The 20887-nt window shown below is 55.5% G+C and carries 18 protein-coding genes and 1 riboswitch; of the genes, 5 read left to right on the forward strand and 13 right to left on the reverse strand.

Translation table 11 applies throughout. The features are described 5' to 3' along the window. Window positions 1-71: 71 nt before the first annotated feature. Window positions 72-941 carry an S-methyl-5'-thioadenosine phosphorylase gene (locus AB1F12_RS05165; protein WP_368187085.1) on the reverse strand — a complete coding sequence of 290 codons (870 nt, stop codon included), beginning with the start codon at window positions 939-941 and terminating at the stop codon, window positions 72-74. A 573-nt stretch (window positions 942-1514) separates the two neighbouring features. Here AB1F12_RS05165 and AB1F12_RS05170 point away from each other — a divergent pair. After that, a complete protein-coding gene (locus AB1F12_RS05170; RefSeq protein WP_368187086.1) occupies window positions 1515-3143 on the forward strand; it encodes a SulP family inorganic anion transporter in 1629 nt (542 codons plus the stop codon). 184 nt (window positions 3144-3327) lie between these two features. Here the strand turns inward: AB1F12_RS05170 and AB1F12_RS05175 are convergent, their stop codons facing one another. From AB1F12_RS05175 to AB1F12_RS05210, 8 genes are all read right to left on the reverse strand, one after another. Further along, complete coding sequence (locus AB1F12_RS05175; RefSeq protein ID WP_368187088.1) at window positions 3328-4362, reverse strand: ABC transporter ATP-binding protein; 1035 nt, start codon at window positions 4360-4362, stop codon at window positions 3328-3330. Further along, on the reverse strand, window positions 4350-5759 hold the full coding sequence (locus tag AB1F12_RS05180; RefSeq protein ID WP_368187089.1) for a mannitol dehydrogenase family protein: 1410 nt from the start codon (window positions 5757-5759) through the stop codon (window positions 4350-4352). The genes AB1F12_RS05175 and AB1F12_RS05180 overlap by 13 nt, the downstream gene beginning before the upstream one ends. 8 nt (window positions 5760-5767) lie before the next feature. After that, entirely contained in the window at window positions 5768-6661 is an 894-nt protein-coding gene (locus AB1F12_RS05185) for a helix-turn-helix domain-containing protein (protein WP_368187091.1), read from the reverse strand. A gap of 2 nt (window positions 6662-6663) precedes the next feature. After that, the gene (locus tag AB1F12_RS05190) at window positions 6664-7443 is read right to left on the reverse strand and encodes an SDR family oxidoreductase (protein WP_368187092.1); all 780 of its coding nucleotides are present in this window, start codon (window positions 7441-7443) and stop codon (window positions 6664-6666) included. After that, window positions 7440-8270 carry a carbohydrate ABC transporter permease gene (locus AB1F12_RS05195; protein WP_368187093.1) on the reverse strand — a complete coding sequence of 277 codons (831 nt, stop codon included), beginning with the start codon at window positions 8268-8270 and terminating at the stop codon, window positions 7440-7442. The genes AB1F12_RS05190 and AB1F12_RS05195 overlap by 4 nt, the downstream gene beginning before the upstream one ends. A gap of 4 nt (window positions 8271-8274) precedes the next feature. After that, a complete protein-coding gene (locus tag AB1F12_RS05200; RefSeq protein WP_368187095.1) occupies window positions 8275-9135 on the reverse strand; it encodes a carbohydrate ABC transporter permease in 861 nt (286 codons plus the stop codon). A 72-nt stretch (window positions 9136-9207) separates the two neighbouring features. Then, the gene (locus tag AB1F12_RS05205) at window positions 9208-10524 is read right to left on the reverse strand and encodes a sugar ABC transporter substrate-binding protein (RefSeq protein ID WP_368187097.1); all 1317 of its coding nucleotides are present in this window, start codon (window positions 10522-10524) and stop codon (window positions 9208-9210) included. 262 nt (window positions 10525-10786) lie between these two features. Beyond that, window positions 10787-11389, reverse strand: coding sequence for a flavin reductase family protein (locus tag AB1F12_RS05210; protein ID WP_368187099.1), 603 nt, complete (start codon window positions 11387-11389; stop codon window positions 10787-10789). Between the two features lie 70 nt (window positions 11390-11459). On the opposite strand from AB1F12_RS05210, the gene AB1F12_RS05215 reads away from it, so the two are divergent. Both AB1F12_RS05215 and AB1F12_RS05220 read left to right on the forward strand, forming a co-directional pair. Beyond that, window positions 11460-11954 carry a GNAT family N-acetyltransferase gene (locus AB1F12_RS05215; protein ID WP_368187101.1) on the forward strand — a complete coding sequence of 165 codons (495 nt, stop codon included), beginning with the start codon at window positions 11460-11462 and terminating at the stop codon, window positions 11952-11954. A gap of 35 nt (window positions 11955-11989) precedes the next feature. Then, window positions 11990-12790, forward strand: a complete 801-nt coding sequence (locus AB1F12_RS05220) for an EcsC family protein (RefSeq protein WP_368187102.1) — start codon at window positions 11990-11992, stop codon at window positions 12788-12790. A gap of 60 nt (window positions 12791-12850) precedes the next feature. Here the strand turns inward: AB1F12_RS05220 and ptsP are convergent, their stop codons facing one another. From ptsP to AB1F12_RS05240, 4 genes are all read right to left on the reverse strand, one after another. Further along, window positions 12851-15103, reverse strand: coding sequence for a phosphoenolpyruvate--protein phosphotransferase (gene ptsP, locus AB1F12_RS05225; RefSeq protein WP_368187104.1), 2253 nt, complete (start codon window positions 15101-15103; stop codon window positions 12851-12853). Window positions 15104-15162: 59 nt separating this feature from the next. Next, complete coding sequence (locus AB1F12_RS05230; RefSeq protein WP_368187106.1) at window positions 15163-16401, reverse strand: aspartate kinase; 1239 nt, start codon at window positions 16399-16401, stop codon at window positions 15163-15165. A 118-nt stretch (window positions 16402-16519) separates the two neighbouring features. Further along, on the reverse strand, window positions 16520-17224 hold the full coding sequence (locus AB1F12_RS05235) for a glutathione S-transferase N-terminal domain-containing protein (RefSeq protein ID WP_368187107.1): 705 nt from the start codon (window positions 17222-17224) through the stop codon (window positions 16520-16522). Between the two features lie 47 nt (window positions 17225-17271). Next, window positions 17272-18147, reverse strand: coding sequence for an alpha/beta hydrolase (locus AB1F12_RS05240; RefSeq protein WP_368187109.1), 876 nt, complete (start codon window positions 18145-18147; stop codon window positions 17272-17274). Between the two features lie 137 nt (window positions 18148-18284). After that, a riboswitch (SAM riboswitch) is annotated at window positions 18285-18363 on the forward strand. A 76-nt stretch (window positions 18364-18439) separates the two neighbouring features. Between AB1F12_RS05240 and metZ the strand changes: the two genes are divergently transcribed. Both metZ and folE2 read left to right on the forward strand, forming a co-directional pair. Further along, complete coding sequence (gene metZ / locus AB1F12_RS05245; RefSeq protein WP_368187110.1) at window positions 18440-19615, forward strand: O-succinylhomoserine sulfhydrylase; 1176 nt, start codon at window positions 18440-18442, stop codon at window positions 19613-19615. A 166-nt stretch (window positions 19616-19781) separates the two neighbouring features. After that, on the forward strand, window positions 19782-20882 hold the full coding sequence (gene folE2, locus AB1F12_RS05250; protein ID WP_368187111.1) for a GTP cyclohydrolase FolE2: 1101 nt from the start codon (window positions 19782-19784) through the stop codon (window positions 20880-20882). The last annotated feature ends 5 nt before the right edge of the window (window positions 20883-20887 follow it).

A 20887-nucleotide genomic window follows, 5' to 3' on the forward strand; every position in this document is an offset into this window, starting at 1 on the left:
TGGTTCTGTGTTCACGATTGGGACATTGCCCAAGCCGCCCTATTTTGCAAGAGGGCGCATTGCGCGGCCTGTTAGGCCACCCGCGCGATGATCGCATCCAGTTTGGCCAGCAAGGCCGGGTCCCGTTTGGCGGGCGCGGTCATAATCGCATGTTCCAACGCGCGATCACATTCATGCGGGCAGGGGGCGCGATCGGGGGATAGCAGCGTGGTCAATTGGGCGATTAGCGCGCGGGCATTTGCCGAATTGGCGCCCAATGTGGCGATCACATCGCTGACATCGACGCTGTCATGGTCGGGGTGCCAGCAATCAAAATCGGTGATCATCGCAACCGAAGCGTAGCAAAGTTCCGCCTCTCGGGCGAGTTTGGCCTCGGGCATGTTGGTCATGCCAATCACGTCACAGCCCCAGACTTCGCGGTAGAGTTTGCTTTCGGCGAGGGACGAAAATTGCGGGCCTTCCATGGCCAGATAGGTGCCGCCATTATGGACCGTGACACCCACATCCTGCGCCGCCGTCAAACAGGCCGCACCCAGCCGCGGACAGGTTGGATGTGCAACGCTGACATGGGCCACACAGCCCGATCCAAAGAACGATTTTTCGCGCGCAAACGTTCGGTCAATGAATTGATCTACAACGACAAAATCCCCCGGCGCCATGTCAGCCCGTAGGGATCCACAGGCCGACACGCTGATCACATCCGTCACACCCAAACGTTTCAACGCATCAATGTTGGCACGATACGGTACATCGGTCGGGGAATGCACGTGACCCCGACCATGGCGGGGCAGAAACGCCATGTCGATCCCGTTTAATTGCCCGGTCAAAATCTGATCAGACGGCGCGCCCCAGGGGCTATCGACCTGAACCCATTCAGCATTTTCCAGCCCGTCAATGTCATACACACCCGACCCGCCAATAATCCCGATTTTGGTTTTCATGTTGCGTGCCCCTTGATGATGCGCGTTTAGGTTGAAACTAATTCAGGACATCGCGGCATACAATGCAGATTAGGGCAGAGAAAGGTCGATCCCGAGCCCTTTTTGACAGTCAAAATACTATGCGTCGATACTGTGGGCTAGCGAAACAGCGAGAGAAACAACAGAGTGTTTAAGCGCGTGTTCGCAGTTTTGGCGTTATTCCAAATTGGTCCAGATCCAAATAGTCGTTTGGACTTTTGGTTGTTACTCGCATCTGTCATCATTTTGGTCGCAGTCACAACCTACCTTGGACTGTCTCCATTCTAGTGGCAAACCCAAGTAATTCGACCTTTTCAAGGCATTCGGCTTGTGCCGAAGCGTGCCCACCCTAAGAAATTGAGGGCGCATTTTTAACCGGCACTATCGTCGCGGGTGCCGGGTGAAAACCCTACCAATTTCGTGCGCAGCGCGTATGGCATTCGACGTCACGCCCCTGTTTGATCCGCAAAGCTCCAACGGCGCGGTTGCGGGGTGACAATCGCCTGAAAATACGCTAATGCGGCGCTAACATTTCCCATATACGCAGGATATCTCATGCGCCGTGCCCTCATGGCGGCTTTTGCCGACCGTTTGAATTTGAATGACCGTCCCGGAGCGGAAAAAATCACCATTGCGGGCATCCGCATCGAAGTGCTGTCCGGCCTGACCGTCGCGCTGGCCTTGGTCCCCGAAGCGGTGGCCTTTGCCTTTGTGGCAGGGGTGCATCCGTTGGTGGGGCTTTATGCGGCGTTTATCGTCGGGTTGATCACCGCGTTGATCGGTGGCCGTCCGGGGATGATTTCGGGGGCAACCGGCGCGTTGGCCGTTGTGATGGTCAGTTTGGTGGCGCAGCACGGCGTGGAATACCTGTTTGCCACGGTGCTGGTGATGGGGGCCATTCAGATTGCCGTCGGGATTTTGCGCTGGGGCAAATTTATCCGATTGGTGCCACATCCGGTGATGCTTGGCTTTGTGAACGGGCTGGCGATTGTGATTTTCCTTGCTCAGATGAGCCAGTTTCAGGTGCCCGGATCGGCCGAAGCATCTGGCCATGGCATGTCGGGCGGCGAATGGCTGGCCGGGGGGCAGATGGTGCTGATGTTGGGGCTGGTGGCCCTGACGATGGCGATCATTTGGGTGATGCCAAAGCTGACCAATCTGATCCCCGCGCCTTTGGCCGGGATCGGGATTGTCGCGATCATCGTGATTGCCTTTGGACTGGATGTGCCGCGCGTGGGTGACATGGCATCGATCCAAGGCGGGCTGCCGACATTCCACATTCCCAACGTGCCGTTTAACTGGGAAACGCTGGAAATTGTGCTGCCCTATGCGGTGATTTTGGCGGCGATTGGCCTGATCGAAAGCTTGCTGACGTTGAACTTGGTCGGGGAAATGACCGGCAAACGGGGCGGATCATCCCAGGAATGTGTGGCCCAAGGCGTGGCCAACACGGTGACCGGTTTCTTTGGCGGCATGGGTGGTTGCGCGATGATTGGCCAGTCGATGATCAACGTGAAATCCGGCGGTCGCACCCGGATCGCGGGCGTTGTTGCGGCGCTGTTTCTGCTGAGCTTCATCCTGTTTGCCTCTGGTTTGATTGAACAAATCCCGCTGGCCGCATTGGTGGGCGTGATGTTCATGGTGGTGATCGGCACGTTTGCGTGGAATTCGATCAAGCTGTTGGCGCGGGTCCCGCGCACGGATGCATTTGTGACCATTTTGGTGACGGTTGTGACTGTGGCGACCGATCTGGCGACGGCTGTGGTTGTTGGTGTGATTGTGTCCGCGCTGGCCTATGCATGGCAAAACGCGTCGCGCATTCACGCCATCACCCGCGATTCTGATTCCGAAAAAGGCGCACGGGTTTACGAAATCCAAGGCCCGCTATTTTTCGGGTCCGTCGAAGGGTTCATCGAATTGTTCGACGTCGAAAACGACCCGGACACAGTGATCATTGATTTCGCTGGCAGCCGTGTGGCGGATCAATCCGCATTGCAAGCCATCGAAGCCATGGCCAGCAAATACGAAGCGGCGGGCAAACGGATCCAGCTGCGCCACCTCAGCCGTGACTGCCATCAATTGCTGTCCAAGGCCGGGCATCTGATGGTGGATAGCGACGACGATCCTGATTATCAGATCGCCGCAGAATATTCTGTGCGCACCGGGATCATCGGCGGTCACTAATCCGCCCGTTTAACCGATACAAAAAAGCCACCCAACCGGGTGGCTTTTTCCGTTTTAGTGAGTGGTGGTCGTGGTTTTCAGAAAACGTTTTGGGTGTTCATGAAGTCCATTAAACAACCATAGGGTGAAGTTAACGATTTTAGAAGAGAAAAGTTGCCCTAACGTCAAAAGACCTGTTTTGCGCCTATGAATCCACGCGTTGTTGTGTTGTGTTATCGAAATAATGCACCAGCTCTGGTTTGGCATCAAAGTAGAGGATCGTCCCTTTGGGTTCAGTCGGGGCATGTTCCATTTTAACAATGAAATCAGCACCCTGTGGGCCGGTCATATGCACCAACGCATATTCCCCCAATTGTTCGACCAGTTCAATTTTCCCGCTGACAATGGCCCGTTCTGGATCACAAACCCGCAAATGTTCCGGGCGGATACCGATGAAGTCATCCCCCCCCAAAGCACGCGGCGGTTGGGCATTTTCAGCCATATCGGCCGGCTGGAAAAAGTTCATTTTGGGGCTGCCAATGAACTGCGCGACAAAGGCGTTCTTTGGCCGTTCATAGAGTTCAAGCGGGCTGCCCACTTGTTCGATACGTCCATCCCGCAACACCACGATTTTATCCGCCAGCGTCATCGCTTCGACCTGATCATGGGTCACATAGATCATCGTAGCACCCAACCGTTCATGCAATCGGGCGATTTCCAGACGGGTCTGCACGCGCAGAGCGGCATCCAGATTGGACAGGGGTTCGTCAAACAAAAACACCTCTGGATCGCGGACAATCGCCCGGCCAATGGCGACACGTTGACGTTGACCGCCCGACAGATTGCGCGGGCTGCGGTCAAGATAATCGTTGATTTGCAACACTTCGGCGGCTTCTTTGACGCGGCGGTCAATTTCATCGGGCGGGGTTTTGATCTGTTTCAGCCCAAAGGACATGTTTTTATAAACCGACATATGCGGGTACAGCGCATAGGTCTGAAACACCATCGCCACGCCGCGTTTGGAGGGGTCGACATCATTGACCACTTTGTCCCCGATGGACACATCGCCGCTGGTGATTTCCTCTAGCCCGGCGATCATGCGCAGCAATGTCGATTTCCCACAGCCTGACGGGCCGACAAACACGACAAATTCACCATCCTCGATGTCCAGATCGACCCCGTGCATCACCTGAACAGAGCCATATGCTTTCTTTAGGTTTCGGATTGTTAAACCGGCCATTGTGTTTCTACCTCTGTAATGCTGGCGCGCAGTGTGCGTGCGAATTCTGGATAAGTTTCAGGAAGGTCGCCCCAAAGTTTTGTTGATAAAACAAAGCGATCCATGCTGGGATCCTTGATGAGATGCACAATTTCATCCCAGCCCGGTTCGACATATTTGAAAGGAATGCGCCCGGCAGCCACATGTTTTGCAAACACGTACCATGATGCCACAGACCGCAAACCATGCCGGGGGATATGCCCCTGACGCAGACAATCGCGCAAGGTTGGGCGAATAAAGATCGGGAATTTGACCATCCCATCCGCACAGATCCGTGCAATCGTGTCACCAATGGCCTGATTGCCAAATCGTGCAGTGATATCAGCCAGATAGGCGGATTTATCAAACGGCAAATCAAAGGTGATCCCAAACAGCACCTCTTGGGTTTCGTAGGCGGTGAAATGGGCGCGCAATTCTGGATCACACATGGCGGCGTCAAAGGTGTCCATGCCTTTGAGTGCGGCCAGATAGGTCAGGCAGGTATGCCCGCCATTCAGGATGCGAATTTTGGCTTCTTCAAAAGGATGCACATCATCGGTCACGATCACACCCACTTGGTCCAATTGCGGCATCGGCCCGGCAAAGTTGCGTTCCAGAACCCAATGGCTGAACGCTTCGGCGATGATCGGTGCGGCGGATTGAGGGCCTAGATCAGCCTCAATTTGGTGGCGCATATCGGCCGTTAGGCGTGGGGTAATCCGATCCACCATGGAACAGGGAAACGTCACGTGATTGCGCATCCAGTTCAGCAATTTATCCTGCCCTGTAATCGACAGATAAGACATCATATTATCGCGCAGCTTCAGGCCGTTTTGCTGGATATTATCGCAACAAAGAATGGTAATCGGCTGATCAATCTGGATGCGTCGCAGGTTTAGCGCCGCAGACAGATAGGCATAAACAGACCGACTGGGACCGCCAGCGATTTCAGTTTTTATGGTTTCGGCATTTGGGTCCAAAACACCGGCCGCATCGCCGTAATATCCGCTTTCGGTGACGGTGAGGGTGACCATATGCACATCCGGGTTGCACAGCAGGTTTTCTGCGTCCACCGGATCAACGGCCCAATCATGAAAACTAAGATGCGCGCGAACTTGTCGTAGTTTTTCAGCCCCATCCGGCGCAAATGATTTTACGATATATCCGTTTTCGACATCAGCATTTGTCGCGAAATCATTGCTTTCACCGGCGCGTAAATTGACCGCAGCCACGCCCCAGCGCAGATCACCACTGACCTGCATGTAATCATCCAGATAGACCGCTTGGTGGGCACGGTGAAACGCGCCATACCCCAAATGAACGACACCGATTTTACAGGCGTTTCGATCATAAGATGTTGAATATAAATCATTTTGCATAGGCGCGTTCATTGTAATGTCTCCGGTGAACGCATCAGTTCGCGTTGGGCTGTATCGCGGTATTGGGATGGGGTCATGCCCTTCATTTTGCGGAAATGGCGGTTGAAATTGGCCAGATTCTGAAACCCAACCTGATAGCAGATCGACGTGATTTGATCGTCTGATGCCAGCAAGAGCGCGCAGGCTTGACCCACACGCACACGGTTCACAAAGCCAACAAAACGATGCCCGGTCATGGTTTGAAAATTTCGGCTGAAACTGGCAGGGCTCATCCCGGCCATGTCGGCGGCGGTTTCCACAGAAATGTCATCGGCATAGTTTTGCAGAATATGATCCACAACTTCGCCAATACGGGCCTGACGCGACCCGCCTGAGGGCTGGATCAATCGCGCAACTGACAGGGTTTTCTTTTCTGCATGTTCATTCAGGCGCACCAGAAACCGGATAAAGGCCAGAATGCGTTCCGGGCCAGTATTGTCGCGGATGGATTCCATGTGACCGCGGGCAAAGGTCGGATTGAAGCCGACAAATTCGATGCCCGATTGCGCCATGTTCAGCATTTCAGTGACTTCGCCAAATTCGGGGAACCCTTGGGCCAACGCCTCAATCGAGGAATGTGAAAACTGCACCAGCATATCGCGTACATCGACGGGCTGGGTTTGGACCGTGTCAGTGATCCAATTATGGGGCAGGTTGGGGCCGGTCAGATATAGCGTTCCGGGGGTGAATTCACCGATATAGTCGCCGATAAACGCCTTGCCTCGGGTGCTGGTGATCAGGTGCAATTCGTATTCTTCGTGGTAATGCCACCGGCACAGATCAGACGGCCAGCCATGTTCCAGATAGCGGATGGACCGGGTGGTGCGGTCAACAAATTCAAGTTCGGGTTGGATGATGGACATGTCTACCTCAGCACATTTCCGCCATCCACGCAGAGCGTTTGGGCTGTCACATAAGAGGAAAGATCCGATGCCAGATAAAGTGCTGTGCCGGCCACATCGGAGGGGGATCCCATATGGCCCAGCGGCACGGCTTCGCCGACTTCGCGCTTTTTCTGGCCCGGGGCTTTGTTTTCAAACTTGGCAAATAACGCGTCCACGTCCTGCCACATGGGTGTGTCGATCACGCCGGGGGAAATGGCATTGACCCGGATATGATGAGGGGCCAGCGCCAATGCGGCGGATTGTGTATAGCTGATGACGGCGGCTTTGGTGGCGCAGTAATGGGCGACCAGCGCTTCGCCGCGATGGCCCGCTTGGGACGCCAGATTGATGATGGACCCGGCGCGATTTTGCGCAACCATGGATTGGGCGGCGGCCTGCATCACCGCATAAAAGGACCGGACATTCAGGCCAAATAGACGGTCATATTGCGCCAGATCCGCATCCAGTACTGTGCCCATGTCAAAAATCGCGGCATTGTTGAACAACACGTCCGGGTCAGCGGATTTGATCCAAGCGAGGCAGTTGATTAGCCCGTCTGCGTCCAACAGGTTAAACGCCTGATATGAAACCCGATCAGCGCCGTCGAAATCGCCAGTAAATTGCGGCCCCAGATCGGTGGCAAAGACTTGAGCGCCTTGGGCGGCGAAATGTTCCACGGCGCTGGCACCGATGCCGCCATTTGCGCCCGTGACGATGCAGGTTTTTCCCGTCAAATCGGTTGGAATTGGGTGGTTTGTCATTTCACCGCCCCAAATGTCAGGCCTTGGACCAGTTGTTTTTGCGCCAGCCAGCCAAACACCACGATCGGCGCACAGGCCAGCGTGGACACGGCGGACACCTTGGCCCAGAACAGGCCTTCTGGGGCTTGAAATGACGCCACAAAGGCGGTCAACGTGCTGGCTTCGGTGGTGGTTAGCACGATGGACCAGAACGCTTCGTTCCAGCAAAGAATGATAGATAACAACGCTGTAGACGCGATGCCGCCCCATGCCAGTGGCATAACAATCTGACGGATTTCGTTATAGGTCGATGTGCCATCCATACGGGAGGCTTCTAAAATTTCCTTGGGGATTTCGCGGAAATAATTGAACAGGATCAACATCACGATGGGCAGGTTCATCAGCGCATAGATGACCACCAGCAGGATTTTAGTGTCAAAGATGTTCAAGTTCTGCGCCAACAGATAGATCGGCATCAACACCCCCACAGCGGGCAGCATTTTGGTCGACAACATCCACATCAGGATGTCTTTGGTGTATTTTGTGGTGTTGAACGCCATGGCATAGGCCGACGGAATGGCGATCAGCAGGGCGATGGCCGTGCCCCCAAAGGCGGTGATCACGGAATTGATCGCGAATTTGGTGTAATTCGTGCGTTCCTGAATTTCGAGGTAATTGTCCAACGTGGGTTCAAAGAACAGCAGCGGCGGCACGGCGATGGCTTGGGCTTCGGTTTTGAAACTGGTCAGGACCATCCAGAAGATCGGGAAAAAGAAGATACATGCGGCGATCCAGGCACCGGCGACGGCCAGACGGTTTTTCAGAGTTTTCAGTTGCTTATCTGTCATGAGCTTACACCGTCAGGGTTTTGCCAACCGCGCGGATCAGGAAAATCGCGACAATATTGGCAAGGATAATTGCAAAGACACCACCGGCCGAGGCCACACCAACATCAAAGGCCTGTTGGGACTGGATGTAGATCAGGTAGGTCAGGTTGGTTGACGACACGCCGGGACCACCGGATGTGGTCACAAATATTTCGGCAAAGATCGACAGGTGAAAAATCATCTGGATCAGCAGCACGATAGAAATAGGGCGGGCCAGATGCGGCAGTGTCAGGTTGAAAAACTGCGCCCAGAACCCGGCGCCGTCCAGTGTGGCGGCTTCTTTTTGTTCCTGGTCTTGGGATTGCAGGGATGTCATGAAAATCAGGATCGCAAAGGGGGTCCATTGCCAGCTGACCATGATGATTATCGACAACAACGGCACCGATTGCAGCCATTCGATTGGCGTAAATCCCAGTGCGTTAGCAAAGGCGGCGAACAGACCATTATTGGGGTCCATCATCATGTTTTTCCACACCAAAGCCGACACAGTGGGCATGATGAAAAACGGCGAAATTAGCATCACACGGGCAATGCCACGGCCCCGAAATGGGCGATCAATCAAAATGGCAATGGCCAGCCCCAACACGATGGTGATCACCAAAACCGACCCGACCAAGATCAACGTATTCAGCAGGGCGGGAAAAAACGCAGCATCGGTCCAGAAAAATTCGTAATTCTGTAGGCCAACAAATCCGGTGCGTTCTGGGTAAAACAGATTGTAGCGGATGGTTGAGAAATAGATCGTCATGCTGAGCGGGACGATCATCCACAGAAACAGAACAATGATGCTGGGGGCTTGGAGCCATCTGACAAGTGTCGGATTCATGGCGTTGAACCTCGGGGGCAAAAGGAAAAGTCTGAGGCGACCGAAGTCGCCCCAGTGGAGGAAGGTCCGGGTTTAGTAGTAACCGGCCTTGCGCATTTCACGGTCGGCCGCTTCTTGGGCGGCTTCCAGTGCCTCTTCGACGGTTACGTCACCGGCCAATGCGGCTGACATTTGCTGACCGACGGCTGTCCCAATTGCTTGGAATTCCGGAATGGCGGCAAACTGAACCCCGACATAAGGCGATGGGTTCTGGGTCGAATTTTCTGGATCCGCAGACAGGATCGCCGCCAGTTCAGCATCGGCAAAGACCGCTGCATCCTGGAAATTCGGGTTGTCATAGGTGGATTGACGTGTCCCGGTTGGAACCGCGCCCCAGCCATTGGTTTCAGCCACCAGTTCGATGTAATCCGCAGATGTGGCCCATTCGATGAACTTCTGTGCGTCTTCGGCTTGGTTTGTCCCGGCAGGGATGGCCAGCGACCACGCCCACAGCCAGTTGGCGCCACGTGTTGTCACCGCTTGCGGGGATTGTGCAAATGCGATCACGTCGGCCACTTGGGATTGGTCAGGATTGGACACAAAAGAGGCCGCGATGGTGGCGTCGATCCACATGCCGCATTTGCCTTCGTTGATCAGGGCCAGAATTTCGTTGAACGAATTGCCGGATGATCCCGGAGGCCCGTAATTGTTCAGCAGATCCACATAGAAATGCACTGCGTGGTTCCAGGCGGCGCTGTCCAACGCGGGGGTCCAGTCTTCGTTGAACCATTGCGCACCAAAGCTGTTGGCCATGGTGGTCAGGAACGCCATGTTGTCGCCCCAGCCCGGTTTGCCGCGCAGACAGATGCCATAAACACCGTTGTCTTTGTCGGTCATGGCGGCGGCTGCATCTGCCACATGGCCCCAGCTTGGATTGTCGGGCATGGTCATGCCAGCCGCATCCAACAGGTCCTTGCGATACATGATCATCGAGCTTTCGCCATAGAACGGTGCCGCATAAAGGTTGCCGTCATGGGACAGACCGTTGCGCATGGCAGGCAGGATGTCGTCGACGTTATAGTCTTCGCCAAATTCCAGCGCCTGCAACCAGCCGCGTTCGCCCCAGATTGGCGCCTCGTACATGCCGATTGTCATAATGTCGAACTGACCGCCACGTGTGGTGATGTCGGTGGTCACGCGGCTGCGCAATGTGCCTTCGTCCAGGGTCACCCAATTGACGGTGATGCCGGGGTTGGCTTCTTCGAATACAGGGGTCAATTTCTGCATTTCGATCATGTGGCCGTTGTTTACGGTGGCGATTGTCAGCTCACCCGCACTGGCCATGCTGGCCATCGATGCACCGGCAACCCCAAGGGTCAAGCCGAGAGCCGTGTTACGTAAAGATTTCATGGTTTCCTCCCAGAAAGTACGGATTGTTTTGATCCAGTGCATTTACATTGGGGCGGAAAGGGGCGGCGCGGCTTATACCTTTCTTCCAATGGATGATACAAATCTACGCATATTTTCGTATTTTTCCTAATTTTACCGTGATTTTGTATGTCCGATGGTTAGTGACCATCTGTAGATGATTGGATTCGCACGGCCAGAATCAGCAAAAACCGGCGCGTTCAAACGTACCGGTTTTTGGGGGATCTAACTTGATAGGGTCCGTCTATTCGTCTGGGCGTGTCAGGCTAAATGTGTCGGTGACAGACGTGTAATCCCGATATCCAAGCCGCGCGAGCGGGCGAAATTTAGTGACATCAAACAGGCCATCCGTCAGGCAATCGTCGCGCAGATGCACACCCGTGACGGTGCCGAAAACCACAAAATTGGTCGCGCCGGGCAATTGCACGATCTGGGTCATTTTGCATTCCAGCGTGGCAGGCGCATCCGCCACGCGCGGGCAATCAATGGTGTCACATTCCGCTTTGTTGATCCCGGCAAGTGCAAATTCATCCTGCCCTGCTGGCCAGGCCCCGGATGATTTATTCATGGCATCGCGCGCGGCAAATTCCACGATGTTCACCGCAAAACACCCGGTTTCACGGATTTGGGCCATGCTGTCTTTGGTGTCGTCCCGATCCGGTTTGGCGCTGGTAGAGGCAAACATAACCTGCGGCGGTTCATAGGCCACAGCATTAAAAAACGAATAAGGTGCCAGATTGTCACCCAATGCGCCGCGGGTGGAAATCCAGCCAATCGGGCGGGGGGTGACAATGGCGTTAAACGGATTATGGGGCAGGCCATGCCCGTTTTCTGGCTGATAGAACATATCGCGACTCCAAGCGTTTGCACGAGATTTAGGCGCATGTTAGGTCGGCGGCCAGTGAAAAGGATCGGGCATGGATCAGATCAGGCAAGAGAATGCACAGGATTGGTGGGACGTTGAGGCGCTCTATGATCTGTGTTTTGCACCGGGCCGCGAAGCGTTGTCGTCTTATCGGCTGCGCGATGGGGTTACGGCGGTGCCTGAATTATGTCTGGTCATGCGCGACGACGCCGACATTCTGGGCGGCGCGATCCGGGTCTGGCCAGTGGATATATCCGGGCATCCCACATTGCTGCTGGGGCCTGTGGCGGTGCATCCCACCCGCCAAGGCGAAGGGCTGGGGGGGGCATTGATCGCCCAAGTCCAGGACCGCGCGCGCAAATTGGGCTGGGCGCGGATTTTGCTGGTTGGGGACGCACCTTATTATGAGCGGTTTGGGTTTATGCCCGTTTCAGGTGTGATCATGCCCCCGCCCACCAATCCAAATCGGGTTTTGGGCTATGCGCTGACCGCCGGTGCCTGGGATGGAATTACAGGGCAGGTGGCGCGCGCAGATCAAACTCTGTGATTGAAGTGGGCCGGGATCACCCCCATCTTAGAAAGATGAGCGATCTTGACCCAAATATGAAAATCATCAACCCCGCCAAAACCAAACCGGCACTGAGCGATGACGCCAAGTCTGACATCGCCGCATTGGTGGCCCGCCAAAACAAGGCAGGCACCGTGTTGATGAAAGTCATCAGCTTTGCCGGTGGTCAGGTCGAAGACGCGTTGAAAATGCTGCCAGAAGGGGCGCGAACCCGATTAGAAAGCGGCGCGCGCGACGCATTGGTGCGATCCTATGATCTGGCCGGGCGCAGCCGATCCGTTGGCGTCAAAGGCGACCGCGCCAACAAAGTGCTGGCCTCTGTGTCCGGGGCGCTGGGCGGGCTGGGCGGATTGCCTACGGCGCTGGCAGAATTGCCGGTGGCCACGACATTGATTTTCCGCGCGGTTCAGGATGTCGCCGAAAGTTTGGGCGAAGATCCCACCGCGCCAGAAACCCGCGTGGAATGCCTGCGGGTGTTTGGATCAGGTGGTCCGGGCGATGCGGATGATGGGATCGACACCACCTTTGTGGGGGCGCGCCTGTCGCTGACCGGGCCCGCCGTTAATAAACTGATCCAGAGCATCGCGCCGAAATTTGCCACCTTGCTGGGGCAAAAACTGGCCAGCCAAGCGGTGCCGGTTTTGGGCGCAGCGGCCGGGGCTGGGACCAACTTTGCCTTTACCAGCTATTATGTGGAAATGGCGCAGGTGCATTTTGGGTTGCGGGCCTTGGCGCGCATCCATGACGAAGCCGACGTTTTGGACGAATTCCACCGTCAATTGGCCGCGTCAAAACTGCCGGTGATCCGCAACTAGCGCCGCACGTTTGTGGGGGCGGGTTTCATAGCAACCAAAACAGGCCAAAACAGCGCGCAGTCAAATCGACCAATCCTGTTTTTTCAGATAATCCATAATGGCTGGGCGCACGGTCATGGCGCCGGACGCTTTGGCGGTTTCGATCACATCGCGGATTTCAGACAGATTGCTGCGGCGCAACAGGTGTTTGACCGGCCCAATAGAGGCCGGGCGCATCGATAGCGACCGCAGGCCAAGAGCCGCAAAACAAAGCGCCTCGATGGGGCGACCGGCGTCCTCGCCACAGAAAGAAAGGTCAGTGTTGTGGGGTTCACACCGCGCAATGACCTGTTCGATAAAGCTGAGAAAGGACACATTCAGCGTGTCATAGCGTTTGCGCACCCGTTCATTTTCGCGATCCGCCGCAAAGAAAAACTGCTTTAGGTCATTGCCGCCGATGGACAGGAAATCCACCTCGTCAAAGAACACTTCGGGGGCAAAAGCCAGCGATGGGGTTTCCAACATGGCGCCGATTTGCACATCCGCAGGCAGGGGATGGCCGAGGATGCGTTCGCGTTCCATGGCTTTGTCCATTTCGGCGCGCGCGGCCCGGAATTCTTCGAGCTGGGCAATAAACGGGAACATCACCGACAATGGCCGCCCATTGGCCGCACGGATCAGCGCCTGAAGCTGCATCCGCAAAACGCCGGGTTTTTCCAGCCCCACACGGATCGCCCGCCAGCCCATGGCCGGGTTGGGTTCGTCATTGGGCTTCATATAGGGCAGCACTTTGTCGGATCCGATATCCAACGTGCGAAACGCCACGCGCCGGCCTTCGGCGGCATCAATGACACGGGCATAAAGTGCGGATAATTCGGCGCGGCGCGGCATTTGATTGCGCACAAGGAATTGCAATTCGGTCCGAAACAGACCCACCCCTTCGGCGCCGGATGTGGGCAGCGAAGGCAAATCCGCCATCAAACCGGCATTCATTTGCAGCGTGATTTGCTGGCCATCACGTGTTTCAGCTGGCAAATCACGGATGGACGTATACCGTTCCTGCGCCCGGGTTTGCATGGCGATTTTATCGCTGAACGCGGCCTGAACTGTTTCATCCGGGCGCAGATGGGCGATGCCTTGGTCACCATCCACAAGGATCGCATCGCCGTTCAACGCCTCTGAGATAATCCCACGGGCGTGGATGATCAGCGGGATGGCCCAGGCACGGGCTACGATGGCGGCGTGACTGCCAACGGACCCTTCTTCTAAGACGATGCCTTTTAGGTTTTTGCCGTAATCCAGCAATTCTGCCGGACCGATATTGCGCGCCACAAGCACAGGATTGGCGGGCATTTCCGCCCCCGTATGTGCGCCCTGGCCGGTCAGGATCCGCAGCAGCCGATTGGACAGATCATCCAGATCATGCAGGCGGTCGCGCAGATAGGCGTCTTTGGCTTGCCCCATCCGAGTGCGCGCCAGCGATTGTTCCTTTTCCACGGCGGCTTCTGCGGACAGACCGTTGGAAATATCCGCTTCCATGCGCTTCATCCACGACCGGGAATTGGCGAACATGCGGTAGGCTTCCATGACCTGCATCTGTTCGGTGTTGGTCGATGGCGTGGCTGACAGCATATCGTCCACCGACAAACGCAGCGTGTTCACCGCCTCGGTCAGGCGTTTTATTTCGGCCACCGGATCATCCGATACCGGATTGGTGACCACAACACGCGGTTCATGCAGGTAAACCTGACCCTGTGCGGTGCCTTCTTGGCCGGTTGCGCCGCGCAGCATCACCGCCTGTTGATGGCGCGCAGATAGCGCCGCACCGTCGCCCAGAAACACGCCCAATTCGGTCATTTCCGCCAGCACCATTGCCACCACTTCGAGGGCATAGATTTCGTCGGCGACAAATTTACGGGCCTCTTTGGATTGCACCACCAAAACGCCCATCATGTCGCCCAACCGCTGGATCGGCACACCACAAAAGCTTGAATACCGTTCTTCGCCGGTTTCGGGCATATAGCGGAACCCCTTGGCAGACGGGGCGTCTTCGGTGTTGAGGATACGTTTGGTGCGGGCCACTTTGCCCACCAGACCTTCGCCGATTTTCATGCGGGTCTGATGCACAGATTCTGCGGCCAACCCTTCGGTTGCGCATAGTTCCAGCGTGTCTTCGTCGCGAAACAGATAGATTGAACAGACTTCGGCCTGCATAGAATGGGCAATCAGCTGAACAATTTTGTTCAGACGTTCCTGCCCAGCAGCATCTTCGGCCATTGTATCGCGCAGGCGACCCAATAGCTTACGACTTTCGCTCTCAAAGCTCTCAGACATACGCCCTCATCACCTTCTGGTGCCCCTGACATTCGCGCCACGGTTGTAAGGCGTCTATATCAGGCGGTTTTCTCTAATTCAAAGGCATCATGCAGGGCTTGCACGGCCAATTCCATGTATTTTCGATCAATCAACACAGAAACCTTGATTTCTGAGGTGCCGATGACCTTTAGGTTGATGCCTTCGCGCGACAAACAGTCGAACATTTTGGCGGCAACCCCCGCATGGGACCGCATGCCGATGCCAACGATGGACACTTTGCAGACATCCGTATCCGCGACCAGATCGTGGAAATTGATGCTGTCTGCGGCCTTGGCGGCGTTCATGGCCTTTTCGGCGCGCGCGACCTGATCGATGGGGCAGGAAAACGTCATATCCGTGCGGCCGTCTTCGGAAATGTTCTGAACGATCATGTCGACGTTCACACCCGCATCAGCCAAGGGGCCAAAGATGGCGGCGGCGATTCCCGGACGGTCGGCGACCGAAATCAGGGTCACTTTGGCTTCGTCACGGCTATAGGCCACACCGGCCACGGCATTCTGTTCCATGATTTCCTCCTCGTCGCAGACCAGTGTCCCGGCCTCGTCGGATTGTTCTTCGAAAGAGCTGAGCACGCGCAGGCGCACTTTGTATTTCATTGCCAGCTCAACCGAGCGGGTTTGCAAAACCTTGGCCCCAAGCGAAGCCAGTTCAAGCATTTCTTCAAACGCGATTTTGTCGAGTTTGCGCGCCTTTTCACAGATGCGCGGATCGGTCGTGTAAACGCCATCCACATCCGTATAGATGTCACAGCGCTCTGCTTCGAACGCCGCGGCAAAGGCAACCGCCGTGGTATCAGACCCGCCGCGTCCCAGCGTTGTGATCCGACCTTCTGGGCTAAGCCCTTGAAATCCGGCAACAACAGCGACACGCATGCCTTCGCCAAACTTGGCGTTGATATTGTCGGTTTGAATTTCTTCGATCCGGGCAGAGGAATGCGCAGACGTGGTCAGCAGCGGCACTTGCCAGCCTTGCCATGACCGCGCGGGCACGTCCATTTCTTGCAATGTCAACGCCATCAAACCGGCGGTGACATTTTCACCCGAGGACACAACCGCATCATATTCACGCGCATCAAACAGCGGTGAAGTTTCGTTGACCCAGCCCACCAATTCATTGGTTTTGCCGGACATGGCCGAAACGATGACAATCACGTCATAGCCTTTGGCCACCTCAACGCCGACCTTTTTGGCGGCGCGTTTGATGCGGTCGAGTGTTGCGACGGAAGTCCCGCCAAATTTCATTACCAGAACTGGCATTATCTTTCCCAATCTGTCGTCGCAGCGCTTTTATGCGCAAGAGATGAAAAGGGCAATGGGCGATCAAGGGGTTTCAGGGCCGCGGATCGGGCCCAGAAACCACAGGCCAAATTGGCCGCTATTTGGGTTGCGTGAACAACGTCTTTAGCGCGGCTTGGTCTTTTTGCAGCTCACCGCGCAGATCCGCATGCAATGCCCGTCCGGTCTGAACGCCCGGGCGGTGTGCCATCTGATCCAACCAACGGGTCAGGTTTGGTTTGTCTGACAGGTCCTGTTGCTGGCCTTCCCATAGGCTGGCCCAAGGCCAGATCGACATGTCCGCGATCGAATAGAAATCCCCGGCCACAAAGTCTGATTTGGCCAATTGGCTGTCTAAAACACCATAAAGCCGGGCCACTTCGCTGCGATAGCGATCCTTGGCATAGGGCAAATCCTGCGGAGGGGTCATGTTAGGCGCGTATTTCAGGAAATGATGCGCCTGACCGGCCATTGGGCCAACGCCGCCCATTTGCCACATCAGCCATTGATCCACGGCAATCCGGTCCCGTTCGGTTTGCCCATAGAACAGACCGGTTTTGCGTGCCAGATATTGTAGGATTGCGCCACTTTCGAACACGGTGATGGGCGCGCCATCCGGGCCGTCTGCATCGACAATCACCGGCATTTTGTTGTTTGGCGCTATTTTCAGGAAATCGGGCGCAAATTGATCCCCTTTGCCGATATTGATCAGATTGACGTGAAACGGCAGATCCATTTCCGCCAAAGCGATGGAAATTTTCCAACCATTAGGGGTGGGCCAATAATAAAGCTCGATTGGGGTCATAACGTTTCCTGTCGCGGCTGGCTGATGCATTGCCCGCAGGATGGCGATTATATGCCCAATGGCAACAGATCAGATGCACAGGATCGCGGATTTGTCGCCGTGTTGGTGCGGATCGCCGCGCTGAGCAAAGCAAACGGCGTTTCATCCGCAGCCAGCAAAATAGCGCGATAAAGCGGCCAGACGGATCGGCGCGCATAGCCGCTCCAATGACAGATATTGCGATCCGGGCGATCGATGTTGAACCCCAATTGCGCCAATCCACGCAGGCGATCCGGTTGATCCAGCGGCAAATCCAGCCAGTTTTGATGTGATAATCCACGCCCCGTTGTGGCGCCATGCACCGGAAAGGCCGCGCGCAGCAACACGTCAAAGGCCATGTTTTCACGCCCGGTCACGTTGAACACTTCGACCTCTTGACCCGCAGCACTGGCCAGGGCGGCATTGGCTTCGCGTTGAAATAGGGCCGCTGAAATCAGGATCATCCGGCGCACAATCCCCGGTGCCAGATCATGCAGGGCCTCTATCGCGACGCGTGCCCCCAAAGAATGGGCAATGATATGCACCTGCCGACCGGGCGACAGCTGTTCGATCTGCGTCAACAGACGGCGCAGTTGATCGCCCGCACGCTGCGCCGATTTATGCGCCTGCCAGATGGACCCGCGCGCCGACCACCCAAACCCGATGGCCAAACCGCCCGCCTTTTCCACGCATAACATGGCCGGCCAAGGCACGGCTTTGCGGCTGGGATTTGCGGGGGATAGGGACAGGATATGGGTGTGGGGATTATGGGGCGCGGCATGGGGGCAGAATTTGTACCCATGGATCATGACCACAACGGGGGCGTCTTTCTTTAGTCCGGTCAATCCTGCGCTAAGGGCGTCGGGATCATACGTATCAGCAGCATTTATCGGAAGAAGTGCCATGCCAGCCCCATACATTGCGGTATTGCTGCAAAAACCATCGGCCAAGTGGTTAAAATTGCCGTAACAGGACCGTAACGGTGGGTTAACAATTTGCAGCTTGTGCGACGTGACTTGACGGCAGGTCTGTGTCGGCGCTATTGGAACGTCGTGGCGATTTGTTACCGGATTGCGGGCCACGTAAAACATTTCCGCTAAATAGGTGTACGGGTGCGCCCCGATACCTGTCCGGTGTCGGGGTTTTTTGTTGTCAAAACGCCCCCCGCAACACGGGCAACCGCCCAAGGAGAAGACGATGAAGACGTGGAACAAACGCACCAAGGCCGTTCATTCCGGCATTCGCCGCAGCCAATATGGCGAAGTGAGCGAAGCGATCTATATGACGCAGGGCTTTGTTTACAACAGCGCCGAAGACGCCGAAGCCCGGTTTATCGAAAGCGGGCCGGATGAATTTATCTATGCGCGCTATGGCAACCCAACCGTGGCCATGTTCGAAGACCGGATCGCGGCATTGGAAGGCACAGAAGATGCGTTTGCCTGTGCCTCTGGCATGGCGGCCGTCAATGGCGCGCTGACATCGCTGCTTAAGGCGGGCGATCACGTGGTTTCGGCCCGCGCGCTGTTTGGGTCCTGTCTTTATGTCCTAGAAGAGGTGCTAACCCGTTTCGGGGTCGAAGTGACCTTTGTTGATGGGGCTAATCTGGACGAATGGCAGGCGGCCATGCGTCCAGATACCAAAGCGGTGTTTTTTGAATCCGTCGCCAACCCAACATTGCAAGTTGTTGACATCACATCGGTTTCAAAGCTGGCCCATGCAGTGGGTGCGTTGGTTGTGGTGGACAATGTGTTTGCCACACCTGTGTTTAGCAACGCAGCTGAAAACGGCGCGGATGTGATTGTCTATTCGGCCACCAAACACATTGACGGGCAGGGACGGGCGCTGGGCGGTGTGGTTCTGGGCACCAAAGAGTTCATCCGCGGCACGCTTGAACCTTATATGAAACATACCGGCGGTTCGATGTCGCCCTTTACCGCTTGGTTGTTGCTAAAGGGATTGGAAACGATGGATTTGCGCGTGCGCGCGCAGGCGGATTCTGCGCTGGAAATCGCAACCGCATTGCAAGGCAGCAACAAGCTGGAACAGGTGATCTATCCCGGGCTGACCAACCATCCGCATTATGATTTGGCCATGGCCCAGACCGGCAGCGGCGGCACGGTTCTGTCGATTGATGCAGGCAGCCAAGAGGCGGCGTTCAAAATCCTGAATGCGTTGGAAATCATCACAATTTCCAACAATCTGGGCGATGCCAAATCGATTGCGACCCATCCGGCGACAACCACCCATCAGCGTCTGCCAGATGATCAGAAAATTGCATTGGGCATCACGCCCGGTCTAATCCGTATTTCGGTTGGGCTAGAGGATGTCAGTGATCTGATCAACGAATTGAACGGTGCCATTACCGCGCTGTAATACGGTTCGGCGCAGAGTTCGCGCGGTCCCTAATGGGGCCGCAAATCGTTAATTCAGATAGGAATTGACGTTTCGCGCACAGAAAACTCCGCTTTCATTGGCATTGGGGACCACAAATCTCATATACTGGTCTGGCATTTGCTGGATTTGCCCAAAGGACGCCCACATGAATTCGCATGTCAAAGACCTGACATTGTCCCCGGATCGGGATGACGCTGAAACGGCGCTATTGGTGCTGCGGCGCTGGGCGCAATCGGCCAGCCCTGAACAGGTGGCCGCGCTTGATCCTGCCATTGCACGGCTGATCCCGGGGCAGGAATTGTCCAATTATCCGGCGCTGAACAACCAATATCCTGACGATTTTACGGTCGATGCGGCCTATAAATCCAGCCTGCCTGACCTGCAAAATGGCCCGTCTTCGTTGATCAAAGGCGCCAATACGGTGATTCAGCATGTGGGCATTTCCAATTTCCGTTTGCCGATCCGGTTTCACAGTCGCGATGGCAATGACCTGTCGCTGGAAACATCCGTCACCGGCACCGTCAGCCTAGAGGCGGAAAAGAAGGGCATTAACATGTCCCGGATCATGCGCAGTTTCTACAAACATGCCGAACAGACGTTTAGTTTTGGGGTGATTGAAAACGCGCTTGATTCGTACAAAACCGATCTGGACAGTTTTGATGCGCGTATTCAGATGCGGTTTTCGTTTCCGATGCGCATCGAAAGCCTGCGATCGGGCCTGTCGGGTTTCCAATATTACGATTTCGCCTTGGAATTGGTGGATGTGGGCGGGCAACGCAGTGAAATTATGCATTTGGACTATGTGTATTCGTCCACTTGCCCGTGTTCACTGGAACTCAGCGAACATGCCCGTCAGGTACGCGGCCAATTGGCAACGCCGCATTCCCAGCGGTCCGTGGCCCGCATTTCGGTCAAAGTTCAGAGCGAAAAATGCCTGTGGTACGAAGATCTGATCGAATTGGCCCGCGATGCGGTGCCGACCGAAACTCAGGTGATGGTCAAACGCGAAGATGAACAGGCCTTTGCTGAATTAAACGCGGCCCATCCGATTTTTGTCGAAGATGCCGCGCGGCTGTTTTGTGAAAAACTACGTGCGGATCCACGGATTGGCGATTTCCGGGTTGTGGCCAGCCACCAAGAAAGCCTGCATTCCCATGATGCAGTGTCGATCCTGACCGAAGGCCCCACCTTTGCGGCAGACAGTCTGGATCCGAAACTGTTCAACACGTTGTTTCACGTCGGTTAAAGCGG

It is taken from the genome of Aestuariibius sp. HNIBRBA575 (assembly GCF_040932005.1).
Classification (GTDB): Bacteria; Pseudomonadota; Alphaproteobacteria; order Rhodobacterales; family Rhodobacteraceae; genus CANLNM01.